The following is a 19,832-nucleotide window of genomic DNA, read 5'->3' on the forward strand; positions in this document are numbered from 1 at the left end:
GGTTTTGGAAATGAGGTTTCGAAATAGCACAAATTACGAGTCGATTTTCGGCATTTCAGGATTAAGGTAGCGAGAGAAAGTATGGAACCAGGGCAGATGATTAGAGGCGCAGACGCAGTCATAAAAGTGTTGGCAGCACATGGTGTTACCACAGTATTTGGTTACCCAGGTGGTGCCATTATGCCAATCTACGATGCCCTCTATGGAAGCCCTGTCGAACATCTCTTAAGCCGCCACGAACAAGGCGCAGCCTTTGCCGCCGTAGGTTACGCCAGAGCCAGTGGTAAAACTGGCGTGTGCTTTGCCACCTCTGGTCCAGGTGCGACCAACCTAATCACTTCGCTTGCCGATGCGCTATTGGATTCTGTGCCTGTGGTGGCGATTACGGGTCAGGTCTCAACTGCTGTGATTGGCACAGATGCGTTTCAAGAGATTGATGTGTTGGGGATGTCGCTAAGCTGTACCAAGCACAGTTTTATGGTGACGGATGTCAACGATCTTATCCCAACCTTGTACCAAGCTTTTGAAATCGCAGCATCGGGTCGCCCCGGCCCAGTGCTAGTGGATATTCCCAAGGATATCCAAATCGCTCACCTTGAATACCGTACACCGTTATTGGCCGTGACCAATGAACCCCAAGCTGATATGAGCGATATCGACGCTGCCCGTGCGCTGTTGGCGCAAGCAAAGCAACCTATGCTGTACGTGGGCGGCGGTGTGGGTATGGCGGGCGCGGTCGATCAGTTGCGGGATTTTATAAAAGCCACGGGTATGCCATCGGTCGCCACGTTAAAGGGCTTGGGCAGCATCGCCCATGGTACGCCCGGTTATTTAGGCATGTTAGGTATGCACGGCGGAAAGGCGGCCAACCTCGCGGTGCAGGATTGTGATTTATTAGTGGTTGCCGGTGCGCGCTTTGATGACCGAGTAACAGGCCGTTTAGCGACTTTTGCCAACAAGGCCAAAGTCATTCATTTAGATATCGACGCCGCCGAGCTGGGTAAATTACGCCAGCCGGATGTGGCTATCGCCGGGGATTTACGCCAGATTTTCCCCGCCCTTGCTATGTCGCTGGATATCACTCCTTGGCTGACTGAAGTGGAACATCTTGCCCGTAAACATCAATGGGATTATCAACATCCCGGCAGCTTAATCTATGCCCCTGCTATGCTGCGCCGTTTAGCCAATAAACTGCCCGAAGACAGCGTAGTGTGCTGCGATGTGGGCCAGCATCAAATGTGGGTTGCCCAGCATATGTGGTTCCGTCGCCCTGAAGATCATTTATCTAGCGCAGGTTTAGGCACTATGGGCTTTGGTTTACCCGCTGCTATCGGTGCCCAAGTCGCCCGCCCCGATGCAACTGTGGTCACTGTGTCTGGCGATGGCTCTTTTATGATGAACGTGCAGGAACTGACCACCATCAAGCGCCGCAAATTACCGGTGAAGATCCTACTGATCGACAACCAAAAACTGGGGATGGTGAAGCAGTGGCAGCAGCTATTTTTTGAAGAACGCTACAGCGAAACCGATTTATCTGACAATCCTGATTTTGTGTTATTGGCCTCAGCATTTGATATTCCTGGCCGCACGATTTTCTCTTCCGACGAGGTGGAAGAGGCCTTAACCGAGATGTTAGCGGCTAAGGGCCCGTATTTGTTACACGTTGCAATTGACGATGCTTTTAACGTTTGGCCACTGGTGCCCCCCGGCGCATCAAACAGCGATATGATGGACGAAATGGAGAAACAAACATGATCCACTCACTAGAATTAACGGTTCAACAACGCCCCGAAGTGCTTGAGCGTGTTTTGCGCGTGACTCGCCATCGTGGTTTTACTGTCACCCAAATGCAGATGCGGATGAACGACGATGCGAGTCTGTCACTGGATATGGAAGTAGATAGCGAGCGCGCCATTGAGCTGCTCAGCAATCAATTGAATAAATTGATTGATGTAACTCAATGCAAGGTCTTGTTACCGCTAAACTTGCAGCAACAAAAAGTACACGCATAAGCATCCAGTGGCTGCGGGCATTAGCTCTGTAGCAAGGCCCTAAGGGCACGATTTTCGATTTGAGATAAGGGATAGAGTCAATGCCAAAGTTACGTTCAGCAACCAGTACCGAAGGCCGCAATATGGCGGGTGCCCGTGCGCTATGGCGCGCCACAGGGGTGAAAGACAATGATTTTGGTAAGCCGATTATTGCGATTGCCAACTCCTTTACTCAGTTTGTTCCCGGCCATGTGCATTTAAAAGATATGGGTTCTCTGGTGGCGGGCGCCATCGAAGAAGCGGGCGGTATTGCGAAAGAATTCAATACCATCGCCGTCGATGATGGTATCGCCATGGGGCACGGTGGCATGCTCTACAGTCTGCCTTCGCGGGAGCTTATCGCCGATAGTGTGGAATATATGGTCAACGCCCACTGCGCCGATGCCTTGGTCTGCATCTCTAACTGCGACAAAATCACCCCCGGTATGTTGATGGCGGCGCTGCGCCTCAATATCCCCGTAGTATTTGTTTCGGGCGGGCCGATGGAAGCGGGTAAAACTAAACTGTCGGACAAGCTTATCAAGCTCGATTTAGTCGATGCCATGGTGGCGGCAGCCGACTCGAGTGTGAGCGATGAAGATAGCGCTAAAATCGAACGCAGCGCTTGCCCTACATGTGGTTCCTGTTCGGGCATGTTTACCGCTAACTCGATGAACTGTTTAACCGAAGCTTTAGGTCTGTCGCTACCGGGCAACGGCTCCATGCTCGCGACCCACGCCGACCGCCGCGAACTGTTTTTAGAAGCAGGCCGCCGCGTAATGGCGCTGACCAAACGTTACTACGAACAAGATGATGTCTCGGCACTGCCGCGCAACATTGCCAGCTTTAAAGCTTTTGAGAATGCGATGGCGCTGGATATTGCCATGGGCGGTTCGTCTAATACTGTGTTGCACTTATTGGCTGCGGCGCAGGAGGCGGATGTGGCATTCACTATGGACGATATCGACCGTATGTCGCGCCAAGTGCCGCATCTGTGCAAGGTGGCGCCGTCGACCGCTAAATACCATATGGAAGATGTGCACCGCGCCGGTGGTGTGATGGGCATCTTAGGCGAGTTAGACCGTGCCGGACTGCTGCATACCGATGTGCCACACGTTGCCGCCGATGCGGGGGGCAATCTCAAGTCGGTACTCGCCAAGTACGATGTGATGCAAACCCAAGATGACAACGTAAAACAATTCTTTATGGCGGGGCCTGCGGGCATTCCCACCACTAAAGCCTTTAGCCAAGACTGCCGCTGGCCATCGCTGGACGATGATAGGCGTGAAGGTTGTATCCGTAGCCGCGAATTTGCCTTCAGCCAAGAGGGTGGTCTGGCCGTGTTATCGGGTAATCTGGCCGATAATGGCTGTATCGTTAAAACGGCGGGTGTGGATGAGTCTAACCTGACCTTTATCGGCAGCGCTCGGGTGTACGAAAGCCAAGACGATGCAGTCGCTGGCATTTTAGGTGGCGAAGTGGTGGCGGGTGATGTAGTGGTGATTCGTTACGAAGGACCAAAAGGCGGCCCTGGCATGCAAGAAATGTTGTACCCCACCAGTTACTTAAAATCCCGCGGCTTAGGCAAGGCCTGCGCGTTGATCACCGACGGCCGCTTCTCTGGTGGAACCTCTGGTTTATCTATCGGCCATGTGTCGCCTGAGGCTGCTGCGGGCGGCACGATTGCCTTGATTGAAAACGGCGATCGCATCGAAATCGATATTCCTAAGCGCAGTATCAAGCTTGCGGTGAGTGATGCCGAGTTAGCGGCGCGCCGTGAAACCATGCTCGCCCGTGGGCCAATGGCATGGAAACCGCTTTCACGTCAGCGCTATGTGTCGATGGCGCTCAAAGCCTACGCCATGCTTGCCACCAGTGCCGACAAGGGCGCGGTGCGCGACCGCAGCAAGTTGGAGGACTGATATGTTATCTCTCGCATCGTCGCAAACGGAGCAGGCTGAGACGCAGGCCTCTCAAGTTCAGTCCGATAAGGCGCAATCGGTCACTTCTGCCTTAGAAAAGAGTCAGCTTGCGCAAAGCTACCTGCAAAAAATCCTGCTGTCGTCGGTTTATGATGTTGCGAAAGTGACACCACTCTCGAGTCTCAATAAACTCTCGGCGCGTTTAGGCTGCCAAGTGTTTTTAAAGCGCGAAGATATGCAACCAGTGCATTCCTTCAAGCTGCGCGGCGCCTATAACCGCATCGCCCAGTTGAGCCAAGCCGAATGCCAACGCGGCGTGGTGTGCGCCTCGGCGGGTAACCACGCCCAAGGCGTGGCCATGTCGGCGGCCAGTCGTGGTGTGGATGCAGTGATTGTGATGCCCGAAACTACGCCGGATATTAAAGTCGATGCTGTGCGCCGTTTAGGTGGCAACGTGGTATTGCACGGCCAAGCCTTCGATCAAGCCAATGGCTTTGCGATGGCGCTGGCCAAAGAAGAGGGCCGAGTCTATATCGCGCCCTTTGATGATGAAGCGGTGATCGCCGGCCAAGGCACTATCGCCCAAGAAATGCTGCAACAGCAGCGCGACCTTGAAGTGGTATTTGTGCCCGTGGGCGGCGGCGGTTTAATTGCTGGGATTGCTGCCTATTACAAGGCGGTGATGCCACAGGTCAAAATTGTTGGCGTTGAGCCTGAAGATGCGGCCTGCTTAAAGGCGGCGATGGAAGCGGGCGAGCCGGTGACGCTGGCGCAAGTCGGTTTATTTGCCGATGGTGTGGCGGTTAAGCGTATCGGCACCGAGCCATTTCGTGTCGCCAAGCTGTGTGTAGATGCCGTGGTGACGGTCACGTCCGACGAAATCTGCGCAGCAGTGAAAGATATTTTTGAAGATACCCGTGCCATTGCCGAACCTGCGGGCGCCTTATCTTTAGCTGGGCTTAAAAAATATGTCAGCACCAATGTTACAGGTGAGAGTGGTCGCGGCGAGAAGGTGGCGGCGATTTTAAGTGGCGCGAATGTGAACTTCCACAGCCTGCGGTATGTGTCGGAGCGCTGCGAGCTGGGTGAGCAAAAAGAAGCGGTGCTGGCGGTTAAAGTGCCCGAGCGTCCAGGGAGCTTCCTGCGTTTTTGTGAGTTGCTCGAAAAGCGGGTGATGACCGAATTTAACTACCGTTTTAGCAGCCGTGATATGGCGGTGGTATTTGCGGGTATTCGCCTAACCAAAGGTCAGGGTGAGCTAGAACAAATTATCAATACCTTAGAAGACAATGGCTTTGAAGTGCAGGACTTATCCGGTGATGAAACCGCGAAATTGCATGTGCGTTATATGGTCGGTGGTCATCCGCCAGAGCCATTAGAGGAGCGCCTATTTAGCTTCGAGTTTCCCGAGCATCCCGGTGCGCTGCTAAAGTTTTTAACCACCTTGCAGAGCAAGTGGAATATCAGTTTATTCCATTACCGTAATCACGGCGCAGCCTTTGGCCGAGTGCTGGCGGGGTTTGAAGTGCCCGAGGGCGATGCCTTGCCGTTTCAGCAGTTTTTAACTGAGCTGGGATTTGTCTATCAAGAAGAGACGCAAAGCCCTGCTTATCAGCTGTTTTTGAATGCCGGAAAAGGGAAAAACAACCTGCCTGTGTAGTCACTTAGCGTTAGGTTACAACTTAGGCTAAAGGAAGGGCGCACAGGCGCCCCTTTTTGTGGTAATTTGGTTTAACAAATCAAGAGTGAATGCTCTAATAATAGTCAGACCTCGACCCTACGCATTAAGGAGACATGATGTTACCTGCACCGCATTTTTCTGCCTTTAATCCCCCTCGCCGCATTTTGATGGGCCCAGGTCCATCGGATGTTTATCCTGAAGTGTTAGCCGCACAGGCAAGACCGACCGTCGGTCACCTCGACCCATTGTTTGTCGCTATGATGGATGAGCTTAAAAGCCTGATCCAATATGCGTTTCAGACCAAAAATGAAATGACGATGGCAGTGTCGGCCCCCGGCAGTGCGGGCATGGAAACCTGCTTTGTGAACCTAGTCGAACCCGGCGAAAAGGTGATTGTGTGCCGCAATGGTGTGTTTGGTGAGCGTATGCGCCAAAACGTCGAGCGCGTTGGTGCGATTGCGGTGCTGGTGGATAACGAATGGGGTACGCCGGTCGACCCTGCTGCCGTTGAAGCGGCGCTTAAGGCCAACCCCGATGCTAAATTCCTTGCTTTTGTGCACGCCGAAACCTCAACAGGCGCGTTAAGTGACGCCAAAACCCTATGCGCATTAGCTAAACAATACGGCTGTTTATCGATTGTCGATGCGGTCACATCCCTCGGCGGCGTGGAATTAAGAGTCGATGAATGGGGCATCGATGCCATTTATTCTGGCAGCCAGAAATGTCTCTCCTGCGTACCGGGCTTATCGCCTGTGTCTTTCTCGCCTGCTGCGGTAGAAAAGCTAAAAAACCGTAAAACGCCGGTGCAGAGTTGGTTCCTTGATCAAAGCCTAGTAATGGCCTATTGGACCAGCGCGGGTGGTAAGCGCAGCTATCACCATACCGCGCCCGTTAATGCGCTTTATGCCCTGCACGAATCGCTGCGTTTATTGGCGGCCGAAGGTTTAGAAAATGAATGGAAACGTCATCAAGACATGCATTTAGTGCTGCGTGCCGGCCTTGAAAAACTCGGCCTGAAATTTGTGGTTGCCGAAGATTCGCGCTTGCCACAGCTTAATGCCATTTATATCCCCGAAGGTGTTGACGATGCCTCTGTGCGTGCGCGTCTCCTTAAAGATTACAACCTTGAAATAGGTGCTGGTCTTGGTGCACTTGCAGGTAAAGCGTGGCGCATCGGTTTAATGGGCTTTGGTGCCCGTCGTGAGAATGTCGCGCTCTGTTTGCGCGCCCTAGAAGAGGTGCTGAATTAATAAGTCTGTTTCGCGTATAGGGATGTTACGCAGAGTGAGTTTGCGTTTAGTTAGCTCACGTATAGTGATTGGCGGTTTGATTCTGTTCTTAAGTGGTTGTGCCTCCACCAATACGAGCAATGCCAGTTGTGATTTTGTGCGAGGCACTGCTGGCAATCAGAGTCAACGTGAGGCTAGCGGTGATGATAGCAATGCCCGGCAGATGGATGTGGGCATCGGGATTTTAACTGCAATCTTCGGCAGTATTAGCCGAGCACTTTCTTCCGATGATAAATCGGATAATAAGTGTTTGTAACTTAGTTAGTTTTAGCTGTCTTTGATAGTTTATAAATCCCCGTAATGCGGGGATTTTTTATAGAGACAGTACCGTTCTTTAGTGCGGGGGTATATTGATTAAGCACTGCCATTTCAGTGACACGCCGTGAATATGTCCCTATAGGCTCGATGGCGGCATCCATGCCGCCAACGGTCACTTTCATGACAGTGCTTAATCCGGTTAAGGCTTTGCTATACCTGATAGTCTGTTATTTACAACTAGGGCATTTCAAGAGTTTAACAATGGGCGGCTCGTTAAATTTTTTACTATTATGCAGGTACCTTATGAATCACTGCTGTGAACAAATGAAAAGTTTTATAAACAACAAATGCGACCACCACGTGGAGGAATGCGCCGTTCATCTTATTAATTATTCTGATAAATTCGATGAGTACGGATTGATTATTCATGACGGCGGCACATCATCAATCACGATAAATTTTTGCCCATGGTGTGGCTCTAGGTTACCTACATCAAGACGTGAACAATGGTTTGATGAGCTAGGTAAACTTGGCTATAGCGAACCGTTTGAACAAGATATTCCTGAAAAGTACAAAAGCAGTGATTGGTATCGTGTCTAATGATGTGCTCATTTGGGGTGGCTTAATACTGCTTATAATCTAAGGTTACCAATAATAAATGGATATTTTTGAATTAATTGTTAAGCCTTTCATATGGATATTTAGATTGTTAGTATTATTGCTTGAGCAGGGCATAATTACACGGCCTTGGTATTGGATTGGGTGGTTTGTACTGAGAGTTGTAACTATTGGTAAATACCCGTTATACGGTCCAAATGATGAAGACCTAGAGGGTATTAGAGTAAGTATTATCACTTACGTACTTGGTTGCATAACACCAATAGCAATTTTTATTTGTATCATGTAGTGCATGGCCAATAATGCTTCTGCTATCAAAGTGACACTCCCTATATTCCTATGTGCGGTATTTTTTAGGCTAGAGGATCAGATATGAACGAACACCATACCGCAAACGCTTTGCCCTGAAGAATCCCCTGATGATTTACAAATAAATCATCAAATTAGGGTGGAAGCGCATCTTGTTGCATGATCAAATGGTTTCGCCAAAAACTACACTTGGACAACAAGATGCGCGAAGCCAATATCCTACTACATTCTTTACACCAATACTGCCCAGAACTTCACCTAAAACGATTAAACAGCTTGATGCTGGCCTCTAAGGCGCTGATTGAATGTAAGACACTGACCTTGACTGAGTTAGGTCGAAATTTACCAACCACGGCCCGAACCAAGCACAACATCAAGCGCATTGATCGTTTGCTCGGCAACACGCATCTGCATCAAGAACGGTTAGCTGTCTACCAATGGCATGCCAGCCTCATCTGTTCTGGTAACCCTATGCCGATTGTGCTCGTCGATTGGTCAGACATCCGAGAGCATAAACGCATCATGGCTCTGCGCGCCTCAATAGCCTTCAACGGCCGCTCTATTACCCTGTATGAGAAGTCCTATCCCCTATCAGAACAATGCTCTAAGGCCTCCCACAACGGTTTTTTAGCGGACTTAGCCAAGATTTTACCTTTGCATGTTACCCCTCTCATCGTGACTGACGCGGGGTTCAAAGTGCCTTGGTACAAAGAGGTTGAGGCGCATGGTTGGTTTTGGCTAAGCCGTATTCGCGGTACAGTTCAATTTGCAGATATTGGCGCTGAAAATTGGCGTGCAGTTCGCAGTACACATGACTTGGCCAACGGTCAAGCGAAGAGCCTGGGTTGTAAGACCTTGACCAAAACTAACCCTATCAATTGCCATCTCACGCTTTATCGTAGCAAACCTAAGGGGCGTACAAATCAGCGTTCAACGAGGACTAATTGCCACCATCCATCGGCAAAAACGTACTCAACATCGGCGAAAGAGCCTTGGGTGTTAGCCAGCAATTTACCACCAGAATCTCGGAGCCCAAAGCAGCTGGTAAACCTGTACGCCAAACGTATGCAAATAGAGGAAACCTTTCGTGACCTCAAAAGCCCGGCATACGGCTTTGGCTTACGCCAAAGTCGTACCAACAGTCCAGAGCGATTCGACATCATCCTACTGATAGCGTTGATGGTTCAATGCCTGTTGTGGCTAGTTGGTTTACACGCACAGCAACAGGGCTGGGATAAGCATTTTCAGGCCAATACCATTGGGCATCGAACGGTACTCTCAACGATTCGCTTGGGATTGGAGGTACTCAGGCGGCCTGATTATCAAATCACGGAGAAAGAATTGCTGGCGGCCTGGGTATTATTCGCCAATCAGTTGCTCAAATATGGCTATGCTATGGCTGATTTATGAGGGGATCCTTCAGCGCTTTGCCTCTATGATAAGGTTTGGTTTATAAGGTTTTTATGGTGAAAGATATTTTTTCTTCATTCCCGCAATGTGTTTAAGTGGAAATCTAGCTTTGGGATATTTTAAGTTTTGATATGTGAAAAATTTACAATATGTGCCTTGTTAAGCTTCTATAAAGTGGGTTGACTGTTAGTAAGTAGTAAGGATATTAAGTGGGCATTAGGTTGCAAATGGAGATTGATACTGATGATTAGTGCTAAAGTATGGATGATAATTTTAAGCTTTATTCTGCTTTTCCCTACATATTATTGCTTGCAAGGTATTTGGGTTACTCTTAATACAGCAAATACAAGAAGCCATGAAGGAAATCTAGTAATTGGATTAATGTGGCTATACTCAGCTGTCGTGTGGATACCATACATTCTGATTCTTGGTTATAACTGGAAGACGTTATCGAACAACTTTAAATTAACCTGCTCGTTATCAACTTTTGTAATTTTCACTTGTTTTATTTATTCGCTGGCCGTTAGTTAACAATTTAATTAACGAGCTAACCATTGTTAAATTTACAGAGTGTATATTTGTAAGAGGGGGGACAGATTACTGTTGGGAATGACAGTGCTTAATCACTTCTTACGTCGCAGAGTCAGAACATACACATCTTTTTAGGTACTCTTCGTCGAATCTTTTTATAACTAAAGCCTGTGAGTTACTGGAATGACCTAAAAGATAGGACATGCATTTTTTTCACTATGGCGACTGTGTTAATGGCTCTTCCAAAGCTATATCTGCTTAGATGGTACTTAGATCTTGGCTTCGGGTTTCGGAGTTCTGGCTATCAGGATACACGGAAGTTAACGGGATTAAGCACTGAAGAATCCCCTGATGATTTACAAATAAATCATCAAATTAGAGTGGAAGCGCATCTTGTTGCATGATCAAATGGTTTCGCTAAAAACTACACTTGGACAACAAGATGCGCGAAGCCAATATCCTACAACATTCTTTACACCAATACTGCCCAGAACTTCACCTAAAACGATTAAACAGCTTGATGCTGGCCTCTAAGGCACTGATTGAATGTAAGACACTGACCTTGACTGAGTTAGGTCGAAATTTACCAACCACGGCCCGAACCAAGCACAACATCAAGCGCATTGATCGTTTGCTCGGCAACACGCATCTGCATCAAGAACGGTTAGCTGTCTACCAATGGCATGCCAGCCTCATCTGTTCTGGTAACCCTATGCCGATTGTGCTCGTCGATTGGTCAGACATCCGAGAGCATAAACGCATCATGGCTCTGCGCGCCTCAATAGCCTTCAATGGCCGCTCTATTACCCTGTATGAGAAGTCCTATCCCCTATCAGAACAATGCTCTAAGGCCTCCCACAACGGTTTTTTAGCGGACTTAGCCAAGATTTTACCTTTGCATGTTACCCCTCTCATCGTGACTGACGCGGGGTTCAAAGTGCCTTGGTACAAAGAGGTTGAGGCGCATGGTTGGTTTTGGCTAAGCCGTATTCGCGGTACAGTTCAATTTGCAGATATTGGCGCTGAAAATTGGCGTGCAGTTCGCAGTACACATGACTTGGCCAACGGTCAAGCGAAGAGCCTGGGTTGTAAGACCTTGACCAAAACTAACCCTATCAATTGCCATCTCACGCTTTATCGTAGCAAACCTAAGGGGCGTACAAATCAGCGTTCAACGAGGACTAATTGCCACCATCCATCGGCAAAAACGTACTCAACATCGGCGAAAGAGCCTTGGGTGTTAGCCAGCAATTTACCACCAGAATCTCGGAGCCCAAAGCAGCTGGTAAACCTGTACGCCAAACGTATGCAAATAGAGGAAACCTTTCGTGACCTCAAAAGCCCGGCATACGGCTTTGGCTTACGCCAAAGTCGTACCAACAGTCCAGAGCGATTCGACATCATCCTACTGATAGCGTTGATGGTTCAATGCCTGTTGTGGCTAGTTGGTTTACACGCACAGCAACAGGGCTGGGATAAGCATTTTCAGGCCAATACCATTGGGCATCGAACGGTACTCTCAACGATTCGCTTGGGATTGGAGGTACTCAGGCGGCCTGATTATCAAATCACGGAGAAAGAATTGCTGGCGGCCTGGGTATTATTCGCCAATCAGTTGCTCAAATATGGCTATGCTATGGCTGATTTATGAGGGGATCCTTCAGGATTAAGCACTGGCATGTAAGTGACCGTTCGTGACAGGGATGTCACGGTCGAGCACACAGGGATGTGCTTGCTGCGTGTCACTGGAATGACAGTGCTTAATCGATTCTCACGTCATTCATAGCCGAATAATCATATCGTTAGAAGCATTCTTAGTTGAGTCAAGTTGAACAAGCAGTGAGGAAGTCCACACGACTTTGATTTTGATTTAGAAGAACAAACGAAGTTTGTAAGCCTAAATAGCTGATCCGAATACTGCTACATTTTCGCCGTGCCATGCCCACTGCCAGGAAATGGGGAAACGGTTCCCATAAAATGCCATACCATGCCAAGCAGTTCCCGTATGTTCCTGCAAGCGTGATTGCGGGTTACCGTTTCATGCAGTGCGAGCCATAAGCGTTCTATCTTGTTGACCCACGGCGAGTATACCGGCTGAAATAGTAATCTGAATTTGGGATTATGCTTGAGCCAAGCTACGGTCTTACGGCTCTTATGAATAATGTAATTGTCCAGGATGAGCGTGATGGTTTTGGCTTTGCGGTAATGACGCTTAAGCTTCTCCAACATGGCAATAAACAGCTCTGACGCTTTGCTATCGTGGCTTACATAAAGCACTTTCCCGGTGCTGGCATGCAGGGCTCCAGCTATGTAATGCTTACGGTTGTTGCCTGGGGTGACAACGCGTTTTTGTTGTCCTTTTGGCATCCAATCTGCCCCGATTTTTGGGTTCAAGTCGATGTCTACTTCATCTTCATAGAAAACCGGATGCTCGACGCAACACTGCTCAAGTGCCTGATTTATCGCGGCCATTTTCTCCTCTTTGTGTGGGTCTTTGATACGCAATGTCGGAGCCGAGCGGCGCCAGACCATTCCTGCTTTGGGTAGTAATCGGCGGACGGTGGATGCAGCGATGCTGAGCTTAAGCTGTGCATTAATCACCATGGCAAGCAGTTCACTGCTCCAGCGGCTACGTTGGTAACCAAAGTCCTGTGGGCATAGCTGAATAAGCAAAGATAGACAGAGCAATATGGGGTCTATGGGCAAGCTTGCCGGCCGTCCCAGCTGCAGAGATTTAAGCCCATCAACGCCGCTTTCGGTATACCAGCCTAACCAACGACCAATACTGGAGCGTGCTGCACCAGTAGCATGATGAACGTCAGTAATCGACAGCCCTTGATGCAGCATCAGCATAGCGATAAGACGTCGAGCGAAGTGTTTATCCTTGGTTTTATGGATCAATTTCTGTAGTTGTTTGCGCTCTGCGCGACAAAGTGGTGGTAAGATGGCCATTCTCAGTCCTCGGCGAGTGGTGGGTTTGTTTGGCGATAGATCAGATCGCTCAAACAGGACTGAGTTCCCTTCCTTTGATCTACTATTTGGAACAGCTATTTAGGCCCCTCTTTTGATAGTTGACATATAATGTCATCCCGCTATGATGCCTGCACCTCTGGTTATACATACAAAGATCTTATAAATGAAAAAGTTATTTATTATGCTGGCGATGATTTTTGCGGTTAGCTTGGCTGCTAGTCCCGTCGCAGAAGCAAAAAAATTCGGCAGTAATAAGTCTATTGGCAAAAGTCATCAAACGGCGCCGGCTCAGCCTGCGGCAACTAATACTCCCACAACCCCGCCTACCGCTGCGCCAGCACCTGCTGCGGGCAAGAAAGGTATGATGGGCGGCATGTTAGGCGGTTTATTAGCGGGTGGCTTATTGGCTGCGCTATTTATGGGCGAAGGTTTTGAAAATATTCAATTTATGGATATTTTGATTATCGCTCTGTTGGCATTCGTGCTGTTTAAAATTGTCCGTACTCTGATGGCTTCAAAAGCCAGTACCCAGCCAAGACCTGCCTACGCAGGTGCGGGTCAACCTAATCCGAATCTGCAACGCCAGCAAGCGGAACAAACCGGTTTTGCCAGCAGTGCAAACAGTGGCAGCAATGGTTTTGCTCAAGCGGCGAGCACAGTGCCTTTCCATTTGCCTGTGGGGTTTGATTTACCTAGCTTTTTAGAAGGCGCGCGTAGTCATTACAAAACCCTGCAAGTAGCATGGAACGAAAACGATTTAAGCAAAATTCAAGAGTATGTTTCGATTGAGCTTTTTAATGAGCTCAGCAACCAACGCCGTGAGCTCGTTGGCGAACAGCATACAGAAGTGATGTTCTTAGATGCTGAACTGGTCCGCGCGACACACAATGCTAATCTGGCGGAAGTGAGTGTTAAGTTTAGCGGCCGCTACCGTGATACGGTTGAAGGTGTCGAAGAAGACATTAAGGAAATCTGGCATTTAGAGCGTAACCTTACACAAGCCAACGCGCCTTGGTTAATCGTGGGTATCGAGCAGTAATCTTTCCACCTTCAAAAGCAGCCTATATCTGTTAATTGTTCAATAAAAAATCCCCGCATTAAGCGGGGATTTTGTTTTTTTAAAGAGTTACACAAATTGCCTGATCGCGATCGCGATGATTAGTACTGGGCAAACATACTTCACGTACCTTGGCCAAATGCGCCAGAAAAGCCCCGTGGCATCGACACCCTCTTGTCCACTTATCGCCTTGAGTAACTGGCTTTGGCGCCAAATCCAACCTAAGTAAATCGCGATACCGAGGGCGACCAGCGGTTGGGCCATTTGCGTGGTTAGCATGATAGTGAAACTAAATAGCGTCTCAAAAAATACCGCCAGTAATAAGGATAATGAGGTCAACAATAGGCCGATGATCAAGGTAGCACGTTGGCGGCTGAATCCACATTTTTGCATCACATAACTCGTTGGCACCTCGGCGATGGAAATGGCTGATGTCAGGCCGGCGATGATCAGCAGCATAAAGAACACCACGCTAATAATGAGGTTGGCCGTGTCGCCTAGGGTTGAGAATAAGGCGGGTAAAACAGTAAAGACCAATGCATCCGAATCGATTAACTTGCCTTCAGCGCTAAAAATCTGCACGCCATTATGCTGGGCTACATACATGGCTGGGATGATTAAAAAGGCGGCGAGAAAGGCGATGCCGCTATCGGTAAAGGCAACCCAGATGGTTAATTTGGCAATATTCTCTTTTTGGCTCAAATAGCTGCCATAAACCATCATGGCACCAGTGCCTATGGTGAGTGAGAAAAAGGTCTGTCCGAGTGCGTTGATCAAGGTATCTGGCGCGATAGCCTTGGCAACGTTAGGCGTTAATAGTGCGGTAATACCTTCACTTGCGCCATTGAGGGTGAAGATATAGGCCACTCCCGCGATCAGCATGATCAACAATAGCGGCATTAAGCGTTTAGACCATTTTTCGATACCTTCTTGTACGCCCTGCAGCAATACCAAAAATACCAGCGCGCTAAAAATTAGCGTGAATACCAGATTGCGCGACAGCGAGAAATCCATTAGCCAAGCAGCGGTATCGTGCGAGCCCATAGCCGTGGCAATTGGGGCGATAGCGTAGCTCACAAACCAGCCAGAAAGAATGCTGTAGAAGGTGTAGATCAACCCTGCTGTTACGATAGAAATCAACCCTATTGTCTTGCCTAAATTACGGGTGAGCGAGTTGCAACCGAGTTTACCCATGGCATCGGCGGGGTTGGTTTGTCCGTGGCGACCAATCATCAGTTCGGCCATCAGCATGGGAATGCCTAGGATAAAAATCAGTACTAGGTACACCAGCAAAAAGGCCCCGCCGCCATGGGTTGCCGCTTGGGTGGGGAATCCCCAAATGTTGCCGACACCAACGGCACTGCCGGCTGCCGCCATAATAAAACCTAAGCGTGAGCTGAAATGGTTAGTCGAATTTGTATTGGCCGATTGCATTGTGCCTCCCGTAAAAAGAAGGCGTATCTTAGGCGGATAAATAAGAAGTTCAACGCAATTTTTGTGCGTTAAATTGATGTTAATCGGCAATTATTGTTCGTATTTTGCTTTGATTTTGGTGTTAAATTTTGATTTGTGGTGAGGTTCGAGATTATGTTGCTCGTGGCGGTGGCTGGCAGCCTCGCTTTAGCGATTAATTGCGATGGTAAAAACCTAATAAATTGTGATCTTATCGCCAAAAATACCTTTCGCAGGATGAGCTGCTTGGGGTAGCGACGCTGCAACCATAGCTGCATTGGTCTCACGCTATCGCAGCGGCCGTCACTTTTACTGCGCTTAGGGTTCAATGGTGATATGGCTTAAGGGGATGGCCGTGTGCTCTTTGACCTTTTTCAACACGAAGCTGGAATGCACACCTGCGATATGCACATTGGTGGTGAGTTTATCTAACAGAAAAGTACGAAAGTGCGCCATATCTTGGACTAACACTTTGAGTTGATAGTCGGCTTCAGAACCGGTGATCAGCGCGCATTCTTGGACTTCTTCGTAGCCCAGTATATTGGCTTCAAATTGGTTGAGGATTGCAGGCGTGTGTTTTTCCATCCTTACATGGATATACGCAGTCAAATGTAGGTTGAATTTATCCGCTGACAGACGCGTGACATAATCGGCAATATAACCCGCTTCTTCTAGGGCTTTAACGCGGCGTGAGCAAGGGGACGGCGACAGGCCGACTTTCGTTGCCAGTTCAAGATTCGATAACCTGCCGTGGGTTTGTAGTAAACGCAAAATGGTTAAATCGAGTTGGTCGAGTTTATATGGGTGAGTTTCAGTCATGGAAAGTTTAGGGGTAGCGGACTCTACCCCTAGTTTGCCAGTGTTAGCGCTGTTTGCCAAAAATCTTGTGTAATAGCAATCACATTAAATATCTAATCAGTTCAGAGCCTCACAGGCATTTCAATCCAAGGTGCATTGACGAACAAATGGTTATTCCCTTTTAAGTCAATGTAACTAGGGCGTTATTGCGAAGTGGCTTTTACAAACCTTTGCGTGAATAGACGCATTTTACTGACCAAAAATATGCTTAAGCTGCTGATGATAGCGGCCAGTAGGGTGGAAAAGAGCACATCCTGCGGCCAGTGCATGCCGAGTAGCATACGGCTTAGGCCCATCAATAATCCCCAAACCAATAACGCACTGGTGAATAGAGGTAAACCCGCTAAAAGCAGATAGTAGCTGGCGGTTAGCACTAAGGTTACGGCAAAAATGGTGTGTCCAGACGGGAAGGAATAGCCGATTTCATCTTCCCAATGTTGGTGGATTTTTGGGGACAGTTTTACCGCTGAGGTTCTCGTTTGCAGCTCGGTCAGCGCCTCAGCAATGGCCTGTGAGCGTTCTGGTTTTGCGAGTTGATAGAAGGTTTGCGGAGTTAACTGTGCATCATCTGGGAGTGCTTGCTCAGATAGATACACCAGATTGGGCCTTGGCTCTTTAAAAAAGCTTTTAAGGGCATGGCTAGTGCTTAGGCTTAATACTTGGCTTAGGCTGATGGCTAAAAACAAGTTAATAAATAATGCTTTAGGCATATAACAATAGGCAAGCGCCAACACGACTAAAACGGTCGCAACCCCATAGGGCGCTGTGCCGGTTGTGGTTAGCCAGTACAAGGCTCTGGCTAAGGGTGATTGTAGATCGAGCAGCGGAAATAATTGATTTTGCGTAAGTAACAGTAGGCTTGGAATCGCTGCTAGCAGTAACCATACAAGCGCCAAACGACGTAGAAGATAGGCTGGATGAGTCAAAATATTCGCCTCCGAGTAAACGCAATAGGCTACATGTCACATGTGGTCTTGCCAATAAAAAAATCCCGACAGCAAAAAGTGCGCTGTCGGGGGTCTTCAAGGGTGGACCGGTAGGTGCTATTGCACTGTGTCCTTGGGTTGATGACGGGTTACGAACATCAAAATCAGTAAAACCACTAATAACAAGCCAGTACCCATCAGTAGGGCGTAATCTTCTAATTGCAGTATTGAGTACAACACCGCATACAAGCTCACCAGCATAGTGCCTACTATCGCGCCACGTTTAACGCTAGCGGTGGCACTGCCCACATAAGCGGATACCGACAGCACAGGAATACAGGCGGCGATCAGATAGGCTTGCAGGAAGGCAAGATGCTCCGAGAGTGACAGTAACAGCAGGTAGAACAGGGCCATCGCACTGCCAACCAGCATATATTGCACTGTGCTTAGGCTGGTCTTTTGACCCAGCTCGAAGATAAATAACATGATAAAAGTCAGTACGATAAACAGCAGGCCGTATTTGACTGAGCGCTCAATCTTGCCGTAATGGGTTACAGGCTCAAACAGCATGGCATTGGGGACGACTTCGGTAAGCGTCGACTGATTACTCTTAATAAACTCCTGCGGATAGTTGCGAGTTAAGTGACTGATATTCCAGTTGGCGGTAAATCCGTTGGTAGTGATTTCGCGCTCTGCTGGGAGTAAGCCTTTAAAACTCGGGTGCGGCCAGTCGGCATGGATATTCAACAAGGTTTGCTCACCTAATGGCAGGGCACTAATCGACTGAGAGCCGCGCAGTGTCATGGCAAAGTTCACGCTAAAATCACTTGCTTCGCCGACTTGGATCCCTTGGTTAAAGCCTTTCTCTAGACCACCAGTCGTCAAGCCAGTGCCCGACATCAGCGAGCCAGAGAGTAAGACTGAATCGCCTGTCACCTCAATCTTTTCTACTTTATCAATTGCTTGGTTTGATGACACACCAAAGACTAAACGGGCATTTTTGTTATCAAAGGCGATAAGGTTAGGAATGTCATAACGATTTAAGCGAAAGTCAGCCTGCCCCTTAAGCGCCGCGTTATACACCAGCGATTGATAAATGCCACGGGTACGGAAATCATGTTTTAGGTCTAAATCGAGAGTGAGCTTTTTCGGCAGAATCACCAGCTCATCTTGATAGGTGCGCTTCACTTCGTGGCGGGTTTTGCCGTCGTTACTGACTTCTTCCTGCATCACAAAATAGCTGTAAGGGATTACTAGCGCAGGACCTGAGAGGGTTTGCTGCTCGCCCCATGACCGGCCGATTTCATCGACCACACTGTTGTAAAGCATTTCGCGATCGGACGTCATATCCATAATGATCCCGAGCGGTAGCAAGGCCACAATCGACAGTATGCCAATGGTGATGGCTTTTAATAAGGTGGTGTTTTTTAATGCCGTTCCCTTTGCAGTGGGTGCTGCCCACGACTCTTGTGTTGACATATCGGTTCCTTGATCACGATTGAGTTTTTTAAGGAGCGCGCGCGTCACTAAATAGATAGCGCCGCCAAACAGCGCCAAACTCAGTAACGTGAGCACCCAGAAAATAATGTTAAACATGGATTTCATTCCCTATGAAATACGCGCGAGTCGCCATTGCATACTATTGAGCTAACTCGATATTACGGCGGGTATTAAAGCAGATTTGCCCACGGAAGTTGCGGGCAAGTTGCTGATCAATAGTGGCAAAATTATGGCAATCGCCTTTAAGTGCGCTAAAACCTATTTTGAACTGGTGCGTTGTTTGCCAAATTTCGGGTGTTTAGCCTCAAAGTCATCTTCCTTGCGGATATGTTTGAGTAGCACCTCAAGACATTCCTTAAAGACATCGATTTCTTCGGAGTATACGGCGGCATGGTGTGAAAACCATTGGTGTTTTTCACGCTCACGATTATTGCAGTCCGGCCAAATACGTAGCTCATACTCATCGTTTATCACGACAATTGCATAGTCGATTGCGCCATTGCTAAAGGTGATGCATTGGGGCAGATACACGGGCGCTTCACCTTTGAATAGCTCGTACCAAATGGCTTCGCTACGCCAAGAGACTATGGGTAAAGGCGCTTTAATGGAGCAGCCAATCGATTGATGTTGGTTAAACAGGACTGCCTTAATATCGTCGATGCTGAAAGGTTGTAACTCGCCATTCTTTTCACCGAGTGAGTACAGCATATTCATTAAAAATGGCAGTTTAGTACCATTGCCGGTTTTACGGCCGCAGAGTTTGGCTTCGCGGTAATAGATATTCATTCATCAATCCTTAATGAGGGGCTAACCTTTGTAAGAGGGAGTTGTTTGACTCGAGGTAAGCGATAGCCCTAAGCGAGGAAATGCCCTATGTTAACTCAAGTTGTACGCGAGCTGACAAATTCGCGCTAAGTTTACGAAATATCCGACAAAAGTAAGAGGATTATCCTTTTGATCATCCGTCAGTAATGGCATCAATCTTAGGGCGCAATCGTTTTGAGCATTTTGGGAGAAT

At 48.4% G+C, this 19,832-nt stretch carries 17 protein-coding genes; 10 read left to right on the forward strand and 7 right to left on the reverse strand.

What is annotated here, in order from left to right:
• Window positions 1-81 precede the first annotated feature (81 nt).
• The 6 genes from ilvG (at window position 82) to FJD32_RS02120 (ending at window position 7,178) form a co-directional block, all read left to right on the forward strand.
• On the forward strand, window positions 82-1,755 hold the full coding sequence (gene ilvG, locus FJD32_RS02095; RefSeq protein ID WP_055647568.1) for an acetolactate synthase 2 catalytic subunit: 1,674 nt from the start codon (window positions 82-84) through the stop codon (window positions 1,753-1,755).
• The gene (ilvM, locus tag FJD32_RS02100; RefSeq protein WP_037423344.1) at window positions 1,752-2,012 is read left to right on the forward strand and encodes an acetolactate synthase 2 small subunit; all 261 of its coding nucleotides are present in this window, start codon (window positions 1,752-1,754) and stop codon (window positions 2,010-2,012) included. The genes ilvG and ilvM overlap by 4 nt, the downstream gene beginning before the upstream one ends.
• Before the next feature lie 80 nt (window positions 2,013-2,092).
• On the forward strand, window positions 2,093-3,952 hold the full coding sequence (gene ilvD / locus FJD32_RS02105; protein WP_055647567.1) for a dihydroxy-acid dehydratase: 1,860 nt from the start codon (window positions 2,093-2,095) through the stop codon (window positions 3,950-3,952).
• 1 nt (window position 3,953) lies between these two features.
• On the forward strand, window positions 3,954-5,612 hold the full coding sequence (gene ilvA, locus FJD32_RS02110; RefSeq protein WP_140906532.1) for a threonine ammonia-lyase, biosynthetic: 1,659 nt from the start codon (window positions 3,954-3,956) through the stop codon (window positions 5,610-5,612).
• Window positions 5,613-5,749: 137 nt separating this feature from the next.
• Window positions 5,750-6,883 (forward strand): alanine--glyoxylate aminotransferase family protein, encoded by a 1,134-nt coding sequence (locus FJD32_RS02115; RefSeq protein ID WP_088586558.1) that lies wholly within the window; start codon window positions 5,750-5,752, stop codon window positions 6,881-6,883.
• Window positions 6,884-6,917: 34 nt separating this feature from the next.
• On the forward strand, window positions 6,918-7,178 hold the full coding sequence (locus FJD32_RS02120) for a hypothetical protein (protein WP_088587011.1): 261 nt from the start codon (window positions 6,918-6,920) through the stop codon (window positions 7,176-7,178).
• 1 nt (window position 7,179) lies between these two features.
• Here FJD32_RS02120 and FJD32_RS02125 read toward each other — a convergent pair whose 3' ends face one another.
• Window positions 7,180-7,362, reverse strand: a complete 183-nt coding sequence (locus FJD32_RS02125; RefSeq protein WP_088586559.1) for a hypothetical protein — start codon at window positions 7,360-7,362, stop codon at window positions 7,180-7,182.
• Between the two features lie 142 nt (window positions 7,363-7,504).
• Between FJD32_RS02125 and FJD32_RS02130 the strand changes: the two genes are divergently transcribed.
• From FJD32_RS02130 to FJD32_RS02140, 3 genes are all read left to right on the forward strand, one after another.
• Entirely contained in the window at window positions 7,505-7,780 is a 276-nt protein-coding gene (locus FJD32_RS02130; protein WP_226871845.1) for a hypothetical protein, read from the forward strand.
• 528 nt (window positions 7,781-8,308) lie between these two features.
• Window positions 8,309-9,517 carry an IS4-like element IS10A family transposase gene (locus FJD32_RS02135; protein WP_088585542.1) on the forward strand — a complete coding sequence of 403 codons (1,209 nt, stop codon included), beginning with the start codon at window positions 8,309-8,311 and terminating at the stop codon, window positions 9,515-9,517.
• Window positions 9,518-10,490: 973 nt separating this feature from the next.
• On the forward strand, window positions 10,491-11,699 hold the full coding sequence (locus tag FJD32_RS02140) for an IS4-like element IS10A family transposase (RefSeq protein ID WP_001206290.1): 1,209 nt from the start codon (window positions 10,491-10,493) through the stop codon (window positions 11,697-11,699).
• Window positions 11,700-11,968: 269 nt separating this feature from the next.
• Here FJD32_RS02140 and FJD32_RS02145 read toward each other — a convergent pair whose 3' ends face one another.
• A complete protein-coding gene (locus tag FJD32_RS02145; protein WP_069453395.1) occupies window positions 11,969-13,000 on the reverse strand; it encodes an IS630 family transposase in 1,032 nt (343 codons plus the stop codon).
• A 184-nt stretch (window positions 13,001-13,184) separates the two neighbouring features.
• Between FJD32_RS02145 and FJD32_RS02150 the strand changes: the two genes are divergently transcribed.
• Window positions 13,185-14,060: a Tim44-like domain-containing protein gene (locus FJD32_RS02150; RefSeq protein ID WP_069454093.1), complete on the forward strand. Its 876-nt coding sequence runs from the start codon at window positions 13,185-13,187 to the stop codon at window positions 14,058-14,060.
• Between the two features lie 87 nt (window positions 14,061-14,147).
• Here the strand turns inward: FJD32_RS02150 and FJD32_RS02155 are convergent, their stop codons facing one another.
• The 5 genes from FJD32_RS02155 to FJD32_RS02175 form a co-directional block, all read right to left on the reverse strand.
• On the reverse strand, window positions 14,148-15,512 hold the full coding sequence (locus FJD32_RS02155) for a sodium-dependent transporter (RefSeq protein WP_088586560.1): 1,365 nt from the start codon (window positions 15,510-15,512) through the stop codon (window positions 14,148-14,150).
• A gap of 336 nt (window positions 15,513-15,848) precedes the next feature.
• Entirely contained in the window at window positions 15,849-16,349 is a 501-nt protein-coding gene (locus FJD32_RS02160) for an Lrp/AsnC family transcriptional regulator (RefSeq protein ID WP_037427707.1), read from the reverse strand.
• A gap of 182 nt (window positions 16,350-16,531) precedes the next feature.
• Entirely contained in the window at window positions 16,532-17,314 is a 783-nt protein-coding gene (locus FJD32_RS02165; RefSeq protein WP_069454095.1) for a phosphatase PAP2 family protein, read from the reverse strand.
• Between the two features lie 117 nt (window positions 17,315-17,431).
• Window positions 17,432-18,910: a cell envelope integrity protein CreD gene (creD, locus tag FJD32_RS02170; RefSeq protein ID WP_140906963.1), complete on the reverse strand. Its 1,479-nt coding sequence runs from the start codon at window positions 18,908-18,910 to the stop codon at window positions 17,432-17,434.
• Between the two features lie 162 nt (window positions 18,911-19,072).
• The gene (locus FJD32_RS02175; protein ID WP_069454096.1) at window positions 19,073-19,600 is read right to left on the reverse strand and encodes a hypothetical protein; all 528 of its coding nucleotides are present in this window, start codon (window positions 19,598-19,600) and stop codon (window positions 19,073-19,075) included.
• Window positions 19,601-19,832: the final 232 nt, after the last annotated feature.

The organism is Shewanella sp. LC6, from assembly GCF_006385735.2.
Taxonomy (GTDB): domain Bacteria; phylum Pseudomonadota; class Gammaproteobacteria; order Enterobacterales; family Shewanellaceae; genus Shewanella; species Shewanella xiamenensis.